Below are 16,514 nucleotides of genomic sequence, written 5' to 3'. Positions count from 1 at the left end.
CGCCTCCTTACTGCAGATCCAGCTGGTCGAGATACTCTTTGCCGTGTTCGGCGATGTGCTTCTTGCGGCCCGCATCGTCGTTGCCCAGCAGCAGGTTGAACATGTGTTCCATCTGCTCCACGTCTTCCGGAAGCACCTTGATGAGGCGGCGCGTGTCCGGGTTCATGGTGGTGAGCCACATCATGTCGGGGTCGTTCTCACCAAGACCCTTGGAGCGGTTGATCGAGCACTTCTGGTCGCCTATTTCCTCTAGGATCTTGTTCTTTTCCATGTCGGTGTAGGCGAAGTACGTCTTCTCCTTGCAGTTGATCTCGTACAAGGGCGATTCGGCGATGAAGACGTAGCCCTCGCGAATGAGCGTGGGCACCAGGCGGTAGAGCATGGTTAGGATGAGCGTGCGGATGTGGTAGCCGTCGACGTCGGCGTCTGTGCAGATGATGACCTTGTTCCAGTTCAGGTTTTCCAGGTCGAAAGTGCCCAGGTTCTTCAGGCGCTTGTCGTTTACCTCTACGCCGCAGCCCAGCACGCGCAGCAGGTCCATGATGATTTCCGACTTGAAGATGCGCGGGTAGTCTTCCTTCAGGCAGTTCAGGATCTTACCGCGAACGGGCATGACGCCCTGGAACTCTGCATCGCGCGAAGTGCGGCAAGCGCCCGCTGCAGAGTCGCCCTCTACGATGTAGACTTCGCGGCGCGTGCGGTCCTTCGAGCGGCAGTCGATGAACTTCTGCACGCGGTTGGCCATGTCGGTCTTCTGCTGCAGGTTCGTCTTGATGCTTTGGCGCGTCTTTTCCGCATTTTCGCGCGAGCGCTTGTTGATGAGCACCTGCTCGATGATCTTGTCGGCCTGCGTCTTGTTCTCGATCAGATAGGTTTCCATCTGCTCTTTGATGAAGGCGGTCATGGCCTGTTGGATGAACTTGTTGTTGATGGCCTTCTTGGTTTGGTTCTCGTAGCTGGTCTGCGTGGAGAAGCAGTTGGTCACCAGCACCAGGCAGTCTTGCACGTCCTGCCACTTGATGGTGCTCTCGTTTTTCTTGTACTTGCCGGCCTTCTTGATGGCGGCGTCGATGGCGCTGGTGAATGCGCTGCGCGCTGCCTTTTCGGGCGATCCGCCGTTTTCCAGCCACGAGGAGTTGTGGTAGTACTCCTGCAGCTGCATGCCGCGCGAGAAGCAGAAGCATGCGGTGATCTTCACGTTGTAGTCGGGCAGGTCGTCTCGGTCGCGACCGCGGCGGTTCGTTTCGATGAAGAACGGCTCGGTCAGGTAGTCGTGATTGGTCTTTTCCAGGATGTAGTCCTCGATGCCCTTGGGGTAGCAGTATTCCTGCTCCTCGAAACCATCGATGCCCTCTACGCGCAGGCGGAACGTGACGTTGGCGTTTACCACGGCCTGGCGGCGCAGCGTTTCCTCAAACCATTCGCGCGGAATGTCGATGGCGGTGAAGACTTCCAGGTCGGGGCGCCATTTGATGGTGGTGCCCGAGCGCTTCTCGTCGGTGGGCTCTATGTGCAGGGCCTTCTTCTTCGAGCCAATGACCTTGCCCTTTGCGAAGTGCAGGTCGTATTTGTTGCCTTCACGCCATACGGTTACGTCCATGTATTCGGAAGCGTATTGCGTGGCGCAGGAACCCAGGCCGTTGGTGCCCAGGGAGTAGTCGTAGTCGCCGCCGTCGTTGTTGTCGTATTTGCCGCCGGCGTACAGTTCGCAGAATACGAGTTCCCAGTTGAATCGCTTTTCGCTGGGGTTCCAGTCGAGCGGGCAACCACGGCCGTTGTCCTCTACCTGAATGGAGCCATCTGCGAATTTGGTAACCGTGATGAGGTTGCCATAGCCCTGGCGGGCTTCGTCGACCGAGTTGGACAGGATTTCGAATACCGCATGCGCGCAACCGTCGAGGCCGTCGGATCCGAAGATGACTGCGGGGCGCATGCGCACGCGCTGCTCGTCTTTGAGCTGGCGAATGCTGTCGTTGCCATAGCTTGCCGTGCTTTTTGCCATAGTGTCGCTTTCGTATCGAGTGTGATTCTGTGTTGGCGGCGCCGATTGCGTTTGACCAGACGCACGCGCCGCAAAACAATAATGATACTCAAAGCTGCTTCGTTGGGTAAATAAAATACACTTCTCCCATACGCCATGGGGGAGAATGCCCTGATTTTCGCGCGCCTGAGTAATGCTTTTCTGCGTCAAAACTTCATATGCCATTTCATCAAGTTAGGCTAGACTAACCACAAAAGCGTTACCGGGAATCATACGTGCTTCTGATTCCCAATTCTCTGTTCGACCTACGGGTATTGCATGCTACGGGGTCCTTGGCTTTGTCTTGCCTCGCCGTGTGCAAGAAAGGGTGAGATGGATATGTCGTATTACGATTCGGTACGAGATAGGTCTGTCGTCCAGATGGTGAGGGATGCCCTCGCGTGGCCCGATAACGATGTCGTGGCCATATTTCCTTCGGGGGAGTTCACGCGCGATGTGCTCACGCAACGCTGCGACGCCTTGCGCGACGAGCTCGTGGGAAGGGGCGTGCGGCCGCAATCACGTGTGGCCTACGTAGGAAATCCCGATGCGTGCATCATGATTGCCCAGTTCGCGATAGCTTTGGCGGGCGGCGTGCCCGTGCCTCTGCCCGAGCGCAGCTCCCAGGATGCTTGGGCAGACCTTGTTAGCGTAACGGGCGCTTCATTCGTCGTGTGCGAGACGGGGCAGCGCGATAGGGTTGCCAGCATGATGGAGGATCGAGGGCTTGTGCTCCCCGTTATCGAGGTTACTCCCGATGGAACCCTGGTGAGCCCCCTGGGTGCCCAGCCATGCAGCGATTACGAATGCACGCCTTCCGGCTTGGCCGAAGTCGTGCTGAGCTCGGGTAGCACGGGAACTCCGAAGGCGTTCGCCTTCACCCAGGACGTGGAATACTATTTCGTCTCCACGTGGTTGCAGATATATGGCGAGCGGGAAGGGGGCCGCTTCCTTTCCGTGGGCCTTTCCGGATGCATGCACTCGTTGCTTTCGTGCCTGCTGCGTCGCGAAGTGTTTGTGGCCTATGCGGCTCCCATGACGGCTGTCGATTTCGCGCGGACCATCGAGCGTCATCGCATCACCGATGCGTTCGTCCCTCCGTTCATTTTGGATGATCTAGCCGATCTCTATGTCGAGGGCGATATCGACTTCTCGTCGCTGCAACGCATTGCTTATGCGGGGCAAGCCATGCCTGCTTCGGAAAAACAAGCCATTGCGCAGAAGATTGATTGCGAACTCGTTCAATTCTACGGGAATACGGAAAGCGGCCTTCTGGCCTGTTTGGGTCCCGACGATCACCGTTCGGGCGATGTGGGTATTCTTGCTTCGGCGGGCGTTCCCTTCTCCAACTTGGGTACGTGCATTCAGGTGTGGGACTTCAATACGGGCGAGCCGCTGGGCGCGGGCGCTATCGGGCGGGTCATGGTGCGCGGTCGCGGCGTCACGCGCAGGATCATGGGCGCTGACGCCGATTTCATGGTCGTGGATGGGTGGCGCGATACGGAAGACGCTGGTTACCTGGATGAATCGGGGCGCTTGTACGTGAAGGGGCGCGCGTGCGATGCCCTTGCAGGGCGCGATGGCGTCCTGTTCGCCATCGACATCGAGGGGAGCGTTCTTTCTCATTCGGCTGTGTCGGCTGGGTCCGTCCAGGTGGTTGCCGATGCTGCCGGAGCCAAGCATGTCTTCGCATGGGTTGAACTGGCGTCGGGTGAAAACCTGCAGCCCGAGCTCTTTGCGGTCGGGCTCGCGCGTGATTGCGGCATTTCGGAATCCCTTGTTCATGTGACGGTGCTTGATGAGATTCCGCGCTTGCCCCGTCCTCCGTACAAGGTTGACAAGTCATTGCTGAAGGGCGAGGCCCTTGCGGTTTTGAATGGAACGATGAGCGCTACGGCGTAGGAAGGGTGATATGCATGTCGTTACGCGATGGCGTCATCGATGGCGATCTTCAAACGTATTATCGGTCGTTGCTCGAGGAAGCGGGTGATGGCGAGGTCTTCGTGACCCAATCTGGTAGCTATTCGGGGGTGCAGGCGCTTGGGCTCTGCGAGGGCATTCGCGACGAGCTCATTCGCCGCGGGTTCAAGCCGAACGAATACTGCGCATATGGTGGCAGCGATGATATTGGCATGGTTGCAGCGGCGTTTGGCATTGCGCTGGCAGGCGGTGCCTCGTTCGGGCTGCAGAATTACGTAGGTGCCGATAGCTGGACGCGCTTCATTCGCGATACGGGCGCGCGGTTCGTGGTATGCGAGTCGTTCATCGTCGAAAAGCTGCGCGATCATCTGCTCGAGGCTGGATGCGAAGTTGAATTCATCGAGATAACGGCCCAAGGTAGCCTTCTGGCGCCTACGGGGAGCGAAACCTTCGAGGACCGTCATGTTTCCTACGACGATGCTTCTGTCGTGCGGTTTACGGCGGGGCGTGCGGGGGCGGCCCAGGGCATCGTGCTTTCCCATAGAGCGGAGTTCTATTCGCTCGCGAAGATGGCGGCGGTCTATGGGCAGCGAGAGCGGGGACGCTACTTGCAGCTTACTCCCACGACCGACTTGCAGGGCATTGGCATGCTCATTGCGGCGCTCTTCCGGCGCGAGACGGTCATCATCTATTGGGGCAAGCCAACTACCGAGGGCATCGTGCGCGCCATGGAGCAGCACCGCATTACCGATCTGTTCTTGCCCTCTTCGCAGATGGTGAAGCTGGCGCGAAGCGATGCGGCAGCCATGGCCGACCTTTCGGCATTGGATCGTTTCGTGTACGGCGGTCAGAAGGTCAGCGCCGAGGACATCATGGATGCGTACGACTTGCTCGATTGCGACTTCGCGCAGGTTTATGGCTCAACCGAAACGGGTTTGCTCATGTGGCTTTCTCCGGAAGACCATCGCAAGGGAGATGCGAAGGTGTTCGATTCTGCTGGCGTGAAGGTGCCTTTCGCGGGTACGGAAGTCGTCGTGCAGGATCCGCGCACGGGCGAGGAAATGCCTACGGGCAAAGCGGGTCATGTGGTTACCAAGAATCCCAGCGTATGCGTGCAAACGCTGGGCTATGACGCCCCTGTTGAAGTGGTTGATGGCTGGCGCGATACGTTGGATCAGGGGTATTTCGACGAAGAGGGGTACTTGCATATTGTGGGCGTCTCGCGGGACGTCATCTTGTACCGCGGATTCGTCATGTACGCGTTCGACGTGGAAAAGGTGCTTCTGGACATGGATGGCGTGCGTGCCGCGGTGGCTCATCCCATTTCCGATGCTGCCGATGGCGAGCACATCTTCGCCTGGGTGGCGCTCGACGAGGGCGTGCAGTACACCGAAGAGCAGCTGGGGAGCGAGCTCGAGGTCGTGCGCGGTCCCTGGTATCGTCCGTCGCGCATTCAAATTGTCGACGAGATTCCCGACCGAGACGCGTCGGGAGCGTACGACAAGCAGAAGCTGAGAGAACGTGCAGAGGCGATCATGGCCCAGTAAGGGCGAGCGTTCGTGGAGAGGCTCCTTCGGGAGCCTCTTTTTTGCGTTACCTGGCGAAATAACGGCTGTGATTGCGGGTGGTGGCAAGCGTTTGGACGAATGCTTGACAGTGCGTTCTGACGTGTGCATACTGTGTATGTAGCGTATATACACTATACCCGGTGCGAGACGTCAATCCGGGCAGTGCGCGAGCGGCGTTTCGCTAGCGCGCAGGCGTTTTCAATGGCGCCGTGAAAAAGGAGAAATTGGTTTGGATATTGTCATTTCCAATGCAAGCGATAAGCCCATCTACGAGCAGATCGTATTTCAGCTGAAGGATGCCATTTTGTCTGGTGCGCTTGAACCTGGTTCTTCGCTGCCGTCTATGCGCATGCTGGCCAATCGTCTTCATGTGAGCGTGATTACCACGAAGCGGGCATACGCGGAGCTCGAGGCCCAGGGGTTCATCGATACCGTGCAAGGCAAGGGCAGCTTCGTGGCGGGGGCGAATTTGGAACTCCTGCGCGAGGAGTGCTTGCGCAGGGTGGAAGAGCATCTTGTCGCAGCGCTATCGGATGCGCGCGTGGCTGGGGTCGATGTTGCGGAATTGCACGACATGCTCGATGCGCTTGCCGTGGATGAATAGGTGCGAGAGGGTAAGAGGGTGAGTAAAGATGCCTAACCTAATCGAAGGTGCGGGCCTGACGAAGCGATACGACGGGTTCACGCTCGATAACGTGAACATATCGGTGCCCGAAGGGTACGTTGTGGGCCTTATTGGCAGCAATGGCGCGGGCAAGACCACTATCATCAAGGCACTGTTGGGCCTGAATCGTCTTGATGGGGGCAAGGTGCGCGCTTTCGGCGAAAGCCCCAAGGGCGGGGCGTGGAAGCGCCGCGTGGGAGTCGTGTTTGATACGTGCGCGTTCGTTCCCACGATGCATGTGTCGGATATAGCGAGTATTGGCAAGGCAGCGTATGCGAACTGGGATGGTCCGGAGTTCAACAGGCTTTTGAACGAGTTCGATATCTCCCCCAAGAAGAAGATCGAAACGCTGTCGCGCGGCATGGGGATGAAGCTATCCCTTGCCTTTGCGCTGGCGCATCATCCCGAGCTGCTTATCTTGGATGAGCCTACCGCGGGCCTCGACCCTATTGCCCGCGACGAGGCCTTGGAATATCTGCGTGAGTTCATGAATGATGAGGGGCGTGGCATTCTCATCTCCAGCCACATTACGTCGGATTTGGAAAAGATTGCCGATCGCATCGTTTGCGTTGATGCGGGGCGCGTGATTTTCTCCAAGGAAAAGGATGATATTTGCGGCAGGGGCGGCGTTGCTCGTTGCGCCGAACGTCAGTTTGCGGCGATTGGCGAAAGCGGGTTCCTGCCCCAGGACGAGTTGTATTACCTGCGGCGCGATTACCAGATCGATGTATTCGTGCCTGATCGCTTTGCGTTCACGCAGGTGTTCCCCGATACACCGTGCGATCCGATTTCGCTCGACGACTACATGCTCTTGATGTTGAAAGGAGGCGCGCGATGAAAGCTATGCTCGCTTCCGATTTTGCCCAGGTAAAGCGCTTCGTTTTGCAGACGGCTGCCATATGCGCCTGCGTTATCGTCATCATGATCGTCTCGTGCGACAGCCTGATGATGGGCGTGTCGATGGGCGCAGCGGTCATTGCGGTGATGTTGCCCTGCCTCATGACGTATTCAGTGCTTAGCTATGACGAGATGGCTGGCTGGGCGAGGCTGCGCGAGACGCTGCCCTTGTCCAAGCGCGATATCGTTTTCGGTCGCTATGCGGGCGTGCTTGTGGCATCGTTGGCTTCCCTCGCGTTTTCGGTGGCTGTTGCGCTTGCCGCGTATGCCGTGATTCCCGCAACGGGGCTTGGAGGGTCCGCATTCGATGCCCAGGCCATGGGTGGGGTGAGTCTTCCCGCGATGGCAGGCCTTGCGGGGGTTGGCGGCATGTCCATCGCTCTCGTTATGCTCTCGGTGATACTTCCCATTGCCATGCGGTTTGGGGTCACGCGTTCCGTGCGCATTCTGCCGCTCGTCTTCGTGTTCGGGTTCTGCGCGTTCGCCGGCTTCATGCAGTCGAAGTTCACGCTGGATTTGCTAATGGGCATGACCCCGGTTGTTGCGGGGCTTTCCCTTGCGGTTGGCGCTCTTGCGCTGTTCATCGCAAGCGCGCTGGTTGCTCTGAGGCTTTACGGCACTCGCGAGTTTTAGCCCGTTCCCTCCTAGGCGCATGTTTGGAAGGGCCCGTGCGATGCATGGGCCCTGCCTGTGCTGTGTGGCGCCGAATTGCGTCGTGGACTGCTATTCGTCTTTGGCGGGTTGTTGCTCGCCTTGGGGCTTCTGCTCGTCGTTGGCAGAAAGAATCATGGCCGCTCGTAGTTCGCCTTGCGCGATCGCTTCCTGGAAGCGGGCGAAATCCGCTTCGTTCTGCACGGCGTATGCGCGCGAAAACTTTGCGATGGCCTTGTCGAACTCGTCGGTCGTACCAAGGTATCCCGCGATTCCGAAGCGGTCTCCCGTGCGCGCATGCGCGTGGGCGAGCGTGCGTCCGCAGGCGCGTGCGTAGATCGCAAGGTGCTTCGCATCGATGCGCTCCAGATCGACTGATCCCTTGCCGTCCCACAACTGGCGCACGTAGTAATCGCGCGTCTTTCCGTCGACGCCGGGAAGACGGCACCAGCCAAGCAGGATGTCGCTTGCCGTTTGCATGGCGCGCTGTCCCTCTACGACGCGTTGGCCATGCTGCTCGGCGTTGCTCTTGCCGCAGAAGCGCTCGAGCACCGATTCCTGTGCTTCCTTGATCTGCAACACCAAGGGGTCTTCGCAACCCGCGCCTTGCATCACGATGATGAACGCGCGCATTCCCACGCTGCCCACGCCCACCACTTTGATAGCCGAGTCAATGCCCTGGTATTGCCTGATGAGCATCTGCTTGTCGGGGGATAGCGTCTTTCGGTATGCCGCGAGCGCGAGTTTGACGATCTTTTCCGTGTCGAGAAGCTTGATCCAGGGAGCCGATTTGGCGGCGCTCGCCATGTCGCGCAGTGGAATCACGATGGGGGGATTGCTGATGATGCGCAGCTTTCCATCGACGACTTCGGTGAGCTTCGCAATGGCTCGCGTGCTGTTTTTGCTCTTCGCCTTGCCGATGGCCTTGGCGGCTTGCCTCTTTTCCTTCTTCGTCATCTTGCTTTTGAAGGCCGACGTGACTTCGTCGATGTCGATGTGCGCATACCATACGTCAAGGTTGCCCATCGCGGCGAATTCGAGCATGCTCTCACGATATCCGCGCACGCTGGCAAGCACGGCTTCCTTGCGTTCCTTTTTGGAGAAGCCACGGTCGAGGCCGCAAATCTCCACGCTAGCGGCCATGCGCTTGACGTCCCATTCCCAGGGGCCGATGGACGTCTCGTCGAAGTCATTGATATCGAAGACGGTGCGTCGTTCGGGGCTGGAGAAGAGCCCGAAGTTCGAGATGTGGGCATCGCCGCATGCCTGCACGTTGATGCCGGTGGCTGGCGTGTTTGACAGGTCGGACGCCATGATGAGCGCGCCACCCCGGTAGAACGTAAACGCGGATACCCCCATGCGCTCGTAGCGAAGGGGAAGGAGCTCCTGCAAGCGGGATTCTCCCTGTTCTTTCAGGAGGGCGACGGGGTCGGGGCGGTCTTCGGTGGCGCTCCATGTGGCGTGGGAGCCAAGGGGCACCGTTTCGCGGAGAGCCTTACCCGCCGCTTTGCGCTCCTCGGGTGAGCGCTCGTCCGTCTTGTACAGCGTCTCGGCTACGATTTCGCGCAGCTTGGTTTCCGTGTTCTTGTCGATGAACATAGACGACCGCCTTTCGACTGCCTCTGAAGTTCTACCCCATGAACTCCCCTTCGCCTATTGTACGCGCATGGGTAGCAATTCGTCGCGTGCTTTTCGGCGCGCTGCTATGCGAAGAAACGTACGTGCTCGATCAGGAATTCCTTTGCCCGTTGCATATCGTCTTCATTGGGGTGCCGTTGCGATTCCATGATGCGCGCGACGCCCGCGTCGTCTAGATAATGCGGGTCGTCGTGGGGAAGGGCGCGACGCTTTTCGATATTGTGCGTGCCCACCTTGCCTTGAGAAAGGAATACTCCCAGGCAGGTGTTGTGCTTGCCCACGTCGGCGGTTACGTTGGCGCGTACCTTGTTTCCGTAGGCGCTTTCCGGGTAGCCGCCGAACGTGCCGAATGCCAGAATGCGTTTGCCCGCCATGCCCTCAAGCAGCTTGGCGTTCAGCGGGTCGAAGCGCGATTTGAAGCACCAGAAGCAGACGATGACGTTTTCGGTGTGTACGGCTTCGCCCTTGTCTCGTTCGTGTACGCGATACCCTTGAAGCTCGAGCTCGTCTCTTACTGCGTTGGCAATCTTGCGTGTGTTGCCCGTACGGGATGATACGAGCATCGTGATGTCCTCGGCCATGCTACCTCCTAGTTACGAGCATGACGTTAGCATCGTGCGGAGGGCAATGATGTTGTTGTTGCAACATATGCGGGATATGCGTTGCGCGAGGCGCGGTCGCTGGCGTGTGGCTAGCACTTGCGGCCCGTGCGACCCAGTAGTCGGTCCACCGCCCATAACGCATAGCCAAGCACGACAAACGCCACGAGCATTGCTCCGCAGAATCCCACAACGCCTTCAACGCCCGAAATGCCGGGGTCTAGGAACGTGTAGGGGTACATGCTGATGTCCGCCGTCGTGCCTCCTCCCATGTAGACGCCGAAGACGCCCACCGCAATCATCGTGAAGGCAAGGTATGCCACTACGAGCGATAGCCATGCGAAGGGCCCCCAAGGGGGAAGCTTGCCCTTTTCGTCGAAAAAGGCCCAATCCAGTAGCGCCATGAGCGGCACGATGTAATGCAGCACGACGAGGTGGAATACCAGCTGGCCATCTTGGAACATCGCGTCGAAGAGCATGAAGTGGGCGATGAGCATGGTAACCAGCAGCGAGATGGTTGCCGTGTACTTCGCCGTGGGAGCGAGGGTGACGGCTGCATCGTCGTTGATGTTCTTGGTGAGCCAGACGGCCGCGCAGCTGAAGTAGACGAGCGCAAAGATATTCGAGACGTTTGTGAACATATGCGGGAAGCCCTCCTTGTACGCCCCCGCAAGAATGCCCGAGCCATCGAGCAGTCCGTAGATGGCGCAGGCGATGAGCGCGAGCTTCCACACGATCGAGAATGTCTTGCTTGTGTTGCGCATGACGTTTTCCCCGTTCCGAACAAGTGCCTTTACGCTGCATTGTACGAGCGTGCAGAACGTGTTTTGTCATCTGGAATATGCTTGTAGGCTGCTTGTTGATTCGCGTAGGCGTAATGCATCAGGCATGATGCGGAGTCGTTTTTCGGATGATATATCCGTTTGGATGCAGGTTTCGTCGAGCGCTGCGATGGCGGGTTTGCCATGCGTCCTTTAGGATGCTCCATCTGGTCGCCGTTGGTAACGTGCGGGGGACAATCGTCCAATTGGGATTTTGGCAATCACGATAGTTTTATAATTGAACTATCGTTTCGTGCGTTCCTATTAGGGAAAGGAAAGCTGTTATGGAAACCTATTACAATCCTGCCGATCTGGCCAACTTCTCTCCTGATGGCGTGGGCGCTCTCTCTCCCGAGCTATGGGACAAGTACATGGCCTACTATGGTTCCGTGTTTCAGGATGGGGCGCTGACGGGACGCGAGAAGTCGCTCATTGCGTTGGCGGTGGCAGCTGCGGTTCAGTGTCCGTATTGCATCGACGCATATACCAATGCGTGCTTGCAGCAGGGTTGCAGCCAAGAGGAAATTGGCGAGGCGTTCCATGTGACGAATGCCATTCGCGGCGGTGCGGCGCTTGCGCACGCCGTGCAGGCGGTCAAGATCATCGAGGATCAGGAGTTGTAGCGGGTAGGGGGTAGTAGCTTCGGCGACGTTGTGCGGTTGGCAATCGCGGCTCATTCGATGTGATTGCTCTTCGGCCTGCATGACGTCGCCGGACTCTTTTGCTTGCTTGTGGGGAAAGGGGCAATTATGTCGGAGAAGAGCATTCTTTCGATATTGCGGGATGCGGCGCCAGCGTTTTTCACGATGGTGCCTCCCGAACATCGCATGACGAACGAGCCCCTTACCACGTTGCAAATCAACATTGGCTATGTGTGCAACCTTGCGTGCAGGCATTGCCACCTGCAGTGCGGCCCCAAGCGCACCGAGGTTATGAGCCGCGAGGTCATGCAGGCGTGTTTCGATGCGTATGAAACTGGTGGCTTCACGTCGGTGGATATCACGGGTGGCGCCCCCGAGATGCATCCCGATATGGAATGGTTCCTGCGCGAATGGCAGGCGCGTGGCGTTCGGCCCATTGTGCGAACGAACCTGTGCATTCTCACCGACCCTCGCTACTCTCACTTTGTGAACTTGTATGCCGAGGTGGGGGCCCAGTTGTTCGGCTCTCTTCCGTTCTATAGCGCACGCAATGTCGACAAGATTCGTGGCGACGGCACATTCATGGCCTCGATTGAGGCATTGCGCATGTTGAACGATGTTGGCTTTGGCGATCACGACGGACAAGGCGACACTCATACCATTACGCTCGTCTTCAATCCCGCCGGGGCAACCATGCCTCCCGACCAGGCTTCCATGGAACAGCAATTCCATAGGAGCCTGGCACGCGATTTCGATGTGCATTTTTCCAATTTGGTGGCTATCACCAACAACCCCATCGGGCGTTTTGCCGAAGCGCTGAACCGCAAGGGGAAGCTGGAGGGTTATTTGCATCGTTTGGTGGATGCATTTAACCCGGCAACTACCGAAGGCATGATGTGCCGCGATCAGATAAGCGTCGACTATGCGGGTAGGGTATACGACTGCGATTTCAATCAGGCGCTGGGCTTGGAAATCGTGGGGAAGAAGACCATCTTCGACTTCGCACGAGAGCGGCAACCTTCGCGTCGCATCGTATTCGCCAACCATTGCTATGCCTGCACGGCTGGCGCGGGCAGCAGTTGAGGTGGCGAAACGGCTTAGGTCTAAGCCCGGAAGCGTCTCTCGCGCAACGCTGAATGAGCGATACATGGAAGCGGCCCCGAGGGGCCGCTTTTCGTTTGGATGGGTACAGTTCGAATGGCCGTAAGCCGGGCCTATTGCTTGTTTTTGCGCCGTGCCGCGAGGGCGATGGCAAGTGCTGCTATCGCGATGATGGCCGTTGCCGCTATGGCGATAGGGGGAATCGCGTCTCCGGTTTTGGCCATGGGCGAAGCCGATGTGGATGCATTCGTTGTCGTGGTTGGTGACTGGTTTGCGATCGCCTTGATCTGGCCTGTCGTATTTGTGCTGGTGTCGTCCGTGGTGCCGTTTCCAGTGTCGCCCGATTCAGATTCGTCGCCAGAATTGTTCCCACCTGGGGTATCACTGCTCGATTCGCCTTCGCTCGGGGTGTCGCCACCTTCACCCGAAGTACTGCCGCTCTCGCCACTTTCGCCCGAGGTACCGCCGCCCTCGCCACCTTCGGGGTCGGAGCTCTGTGCAATGGTGAAGGAGCGCGTTTCTCCCATGCCGTCGTCGAATTCAGGTTGAATGGTATGCGAGCCCGCTGAGAGTGTGTTCAGGTATGCGGGGGCAAGTTCGATGATGACGCTACCCGAGCGTGCGCTGAAATCGTTCTCCGCAAGGGGGCTGCCGTCTACGTAAACCCCCTTGAAGTGGCTGAACGTTGCGTCGCTGTCTGGGGTGCGCTCATAGGCGAATTGCAATGTCGAGGTGGTGCCCTTTTCCCATAAGCTGCTGCCCGATTTTGCTAGGTATGCTGCGGTGCCTTCTTCAACGGATGCGAGTTCGACGTTCGCAACCTGCGTTTCGGCCCATGTAACGTTGAAGGTGGCCATGTAGGTGCGCATGCCTGCTTCTGTGGCGGTAGGCATCCTGGTCGTTTCGAAGCTGATGATACCCGTTGCGCTTTCGCCATGATGGGAGTCGTCGCGCATACATGTTTGCGTGGCCGTGCAAGTCGAACCGTCTTCCGCCCATTCGTAGGTGGCCTCCCAGCTGTGTCCTAGTGCGGGAAGCGTTTCGGCCTTGGTTTCGCCGCACAGCGAGCAGGTGAAAGTGCGTTCGCCGTCTTCGGTGCATGTCCGCTGATGCGTGATTGCGCCCGCGCCCCAGTCATGGCTGAGGACGGGGATGGTTTCGGTCTTGGATATCCTGCCGAGGTTGTTGCCTTCCGCGTCGAATACGTTGCCGAGTTCTTCATTGATGAGCTGGGATGATTCGTACAGCATGCTACCTTCGAGCGTGCATGTTGGCGTCTGCGTTGGGTTTGATGCGTATGGAACGGTCTCGGTTTCCACGTGAGAGGAGTTGCGTTTGCAGGTACGCGTGGCCGTTACGCTCTGGTTGGCTTCGTTCCATTCGTATACCGTTTCGTTCCAGTCGTGGTTGGAGGCTAATTCTCCCGAAACGATTTGAGAGGAGACGACCTCGCCGCATTCTGAGCACTTCACCACTTCCTGAATGAGTTCTGGATTGGTGCAGTCGGCATTTCTGATGGTTTGTCGTATGGTCTCGGTGCTTGCATGCGAGCATGTGGGATTGGGGTCAACGTAGGCGTCGCGATATAGCTCCGTGCCGCATTCCGTACACGTGATTACCGTGTATTTGCTCCCGGATTCCTCGATCACCTCCGGTTCTCCTGGCACATGGGGCAGCATAGGGATGGCTTCGCTTTTCTTGTGGGAGGGGTCGTTTTCGCATGTGTAGGTGATCTTGCCGTCATGGGTGCACGTGGCCTCAATTTCCGTGATGCCTTCGCTCCATCGATGGCCAAGCGAGGTTGCATTCTCGACTATCTTCTCTTGCGGTTCGAACGCGGGGTTGTCGAACGTTACGCTCGAAGTTGACGTATCGGGCTCGGTGCAGGTGGCGGGGGTTCGAACCGTGTTGCTTTCCTTTGTTTCCGTTTCGGTGTAGCCTGCCGCGCCATGCCATGTGCGCGTTGCCGTGCAGGTTGTGTTGTCGGCACTCCATTCGTATGTTGCGTCGCTCCAGCCGCCGGTTCCTCCAGCGAAATTCGTGCGGTAGACGGTGCTGCACAGCAGTTCGTCGTCGTAGTCATTTGCCAGTACGCCTGTGAACATGTCGTCGCGGATGATCCATTCGTTATCGTATATCCACTGGTGGATTTCCTTGGCATTGCCGCGATAGTGGTACCCCAGTCCATTGGCGGAGCAGTTCGTGTAGTTGAATACCCAGGCGTTTTTGCCTTTTGCCAGGGCTTGGTCGCGTCGATATTGCGCTCCGTACGTTCCGTCGGGGAGGAGGGTGCCTAATTCGGGAATGTCGGTAAAGTCAAAGTAATCGGCCACGATGCCGTCGAGTCCCCCTACGATGTAGGGCCGTTTCGAGCTTTTGAACGCCGTCTCATGTGGCGTATGCGAGTACGAATCCTGTACCCAGAATTCGCAGTTGCTCCAATTATCGGTGCCGCTTGGCTGCGCTGTGCTGTGAATCTGCGGGCTTACCAGATGGGAAGAGCTTCCTGGGGGATTGACGTAGGCGGGATACGTGTCGGACTGTCGCCATCCGCCTACGTCGAGAGCCCACGATGTTCCGTCACCCATGCTGAAATCCCGGTTGGAGACCTCGCTGAAGCGGCTGATAATGACGATCTTGCCCCGTGCCTCGCCCAGGGTTGGCACGTGGTCTCCCGACCAGATGATGCTGTTCTCTTGTTTGGCGATTGCGCCAAGATGGCTCAGCGCTTCCGTTTCGACATTCTTTTCGTTTTCGTCAGCCTTGATCTGCATGATGATAGTTTCGCTTGGGTTGGCCTGGAGAAACGCGGTCATCCACTGCAGGACCTCATCGAGCGTGAGGTCTTGGCCATTGTGGTTGAGCGCATCGGTGTCATCGCTGTGCACGAGTGTGAGCGTGCTATGTTCCCAGCCCAATCGCGTATCGAAATGTCGTACGCCCGCCATGAGCATCTCGTCGATGTAGTACTGCTGCGTGCGTCGACTTTCCTTGTCGTCTGTGTCGACTTTCGCGGTGGCAGAGTCGTGCGTGCCTGGAATGCTCAGGTCCGAAAGGGGCATTCCGTCGGGTATGCAGCTCATCCAGTTGAGGGACGTTATCGTTTCGCCGTCAAACGAGAAGTTAAGCGAGTCGTATTGCTTGATCGACTCCATGTGGTTGACGTCGTAATCAGATGTCGAAACGAGTTCTATTTCCCACTTGAGGGGCGTTTTTCGCTGGATGATTTTATTGTTGTTCGAACGGGGCTTGTCGAGGTCCTCAAGCGACCAGTACAGGCCGGAAAGCTTGTTCTGGATGTAATACGTGCCATCGCTTTGCTGGATAAGCCGCCAGCGCTTGTTCAGCGCATTGCTGTCGCCGCTCACCATATGGATGTTCTGGCCCTCGCGGTAATAGGTGCTGTTGTCGTTGTTGTTGCGTTCGACGTCGAGTACCTGGGCCTTCTTGCGCTGTACGTCTTGATTGCCGAAGTCGTTGAAGAATCGAATCTTGTAACTATCGTCGTCGGCTTTTTCCAAGCGGAAGTGGGTCGATTCGCCAAGATAGTAGAGGAGCAGGTCTTTCTGGTCGCCGTCGCCGTTGTCTTCGACGGATACGGGCTTGTATGATCCCGCGGGCCTGAAGCGTACCTTTACGCCATCGAGGTCGTCTCCGGGAACGATCTGCCCTGTAGTGTCGTCAGCAGCCTGAAGGGCGTTCGTTGTGCTTGCGTCTGCGACTTCTTCGTCTGCTACGGCGTTGGAGGGAACGATGGGAATCATGCTTGCTACCAGGACGAGCGAGAAGAAGAGACAGGCTATGGATTTCGAACGCTTCATAACATGCCCCCGCTTTCCTTGCTGGAATTAATTGGCACGGAATTACTACCAAATTATATTCCTCCGAGGATGCGAGTGGGGGCCAACCACGTCACGGGTGCGTAACAATATGCGTTCGGGCTGGGCATTCTCGCGGAGACAGGGGGCGAATTGCGTGGGGTGGCGGCGGGCTT

At 57.8% G+C, this 16,514-nt stretch carries 12 protein-coding genes; 7 read left to right on the top strand and 5 right to left on the bottom strand.

Annotated features, from left to right (window positions below):
- Positions 1–7: 7 nt before the first annotated feature.
- Positions 8–2,002, bottom strand: a complete 1,995-nt coding sequence (locus E7002_RS01770) for a type IIA DNA topoisomerase subunit B (RefSeq protein ID WP_303727207.1) — start codon at positions 2,000–2,002, stop codon at positions 8–10.
- 357 nt (positions 2,003–2,359) lie between these two features.
- Between E7002_RS01770 and E7002_RS01765 the strand changes: the two genes are divergently transcribed.
- The 5 genes from E7002_RS01765 to E7002_RS01745 all read left to right on the top strand — a co-directional run bounded on the left by E7002_RS01765 (position 2,360) and on the right by E7002_RS01745 (position 7,702).
- Complete coding sequence (locus tag E7002_RS01765; RefSeq protein WP_303727206.1) at positions 2,360–3,922, top strand: class I adenylate-forming enzyme family protein; 1,563 nt, start codon at positions 2,360–2,362, stop codon at positions 3,920–3,922.
- 14 nt (positions 3,923–3,936) lie between these two features.
- A complete protein-coding gene (locus tag E7002_RS01760) occupies positions 3,937–5,487 on the top strand; it encodes a fatty acid--CoA ligase family protein (protein WP_303727205.1) in 1,551 nt (516 codons plus the stop codon).
- A gap of 250 nt (positions 5,488–5,737) precedes the next feature.
- Positions 5,738–6,112: a GntR family transcriptional regulator gene (locus E7002_RS01755; RefSeq protein WP_303727204.1), complete on the top strand. Its 375-nt coding sequence runs from the start codon at positions 5,738–5,740 to the stop codon at positions 6,110–6,112.
- 28 nt (positions 6,113–6,140) lie between these two features.
- The gene (locus E7002_RS01750) at positions 6,141–7,010 is read left to right on the top strand and encodes an ABC transporter ATP-binding protein (protein ID WP_303727203.1); all 870 of its coding nucleotides are present in this window, start codon (positions 6,141–6,143) and stop codon (positions 7,008–7,010) included.
- Positions 7,007–7,702 carry an ABC-2 transporter permease gene (locus tag E7002_RS01745; protein WP_303727202.1) on the top strand — a complete coding sequence of 232 codons (696 nt, stop codon included), beginning with the start codon at positions 7,007–7,009 and terminating at the stop codon, positions 7,700–7,702. The genes E7002_RS01750 and E7002_RS01745 overlap by 4 nt, the downstream gene beginning before the upstream one ends.
- Positions 7,703–7,792: 90 nt before the next feature.
- Here the strand turns inward: E7002_RS01745 and E7002_RS01740 are convergent, their stop codons facing one another.
- The 3 genes from E7002_RS01740 to E7002_RS01730 form a co-directional block, all read right to left on the bottom strand.
- Complete coding sequence (locus E7002_RS01740) at positions 7,793–9,319, bottom strand: DUF2252 domain-containing protein (RefSeq protein WP_303727201.1); 1,527 nt, start codon at positions 9,317–9,319, stop codon at positions 7,793–7,795.
- Between the two features lie 104 nt (positions 9,320–9,423).
- The gene (locus tag E7002_RS01735) at positions 9,424–9,939 is read right to left on the bottom strand and encodes a flavodoxin family protein (protein WP_303727200.1); all 516 of its coding nucleotides are present in this window, start codon (positions 9,937–9,939) and stop codon (positions 9,424–9,426) included.
- A 110-nt stretch (positions 9,940–10,049) separates the two neighbouring features.
- Positions 10,050–10,721: a Pr6Pr family membrane protein gene (locus tag E7002_RS01730; protein WP_303727199.1), complete on the bottom strand. Its 672-nt coding sequence runs from the start codon at positions 10,719–10,721 to the stop codon at positions 10,050–10,052.
- 341 nt (positions 10,722–11,062) lie between these two features.
- On the opposite strand from E7002_RS01730, the gene E7002_RS01725 reads away from it, so the two are divergent.
- Both E7002_RS01725 and arsS read left to right on the top strand, forming a co-directional pair.
- A complete protein-coding gene (locus tag E7002_RS01725) occupies positions 11,063–11,401 on the top strand; it encodes an arsenosugar biosynthesis-associated peroxidase-like protein (protein WP_066661297.1) in 339 nt (112 codons plus the stop codon).
- A gap of 126 nt (positions 11,402–11,527) precedes the next feature.
- Positions 11,528–12,502 (top strand): arsenosugar biosynthesis radical SAM (seleno)protein ArsS, encoded by a 975-nt coding sequence (arsS, locus tag E7002_RS01720; protein ID WP_303727198.1) that lies wholly within the window; start codon positions 11,528–11,530, stop codon positions 12,500–12,502.
- Between the two features lie 131 nt (positions 12,503–12,633).
- On the opposite strand, the gene E7002_RS01715 is transcribed toward arsS, so the two are convergent.
- On the bottom strand, positions 12,634–16,341 hold the full coding sequence (locus tag E7002_RS01715) for a hypothetical protein (RefSeq protein WP_303727197.1): 3,708 nt from the start codon (positions 16,339–16,341) through the stop codon (positions 12,634–12,636).
- Positions 16,342–16,514: the final 173 nt, after the last annotated feature.

It is taken from the genome of Denitrobacterium detoxificans, assembly GCF_015062615.1.
Lineage (GTDB): Bacteria > Actinomycetota > Coriobacteriia > Coriobacteriales > Eggerthellaceae > Denitrobacterium > Denitrobacterium detoxificans_A.
The sequence above is the reverse complement of the archived record's forward strand: the minus strand, read 5'-3'. Positions and strand labels throughout refer to the sequence as shown.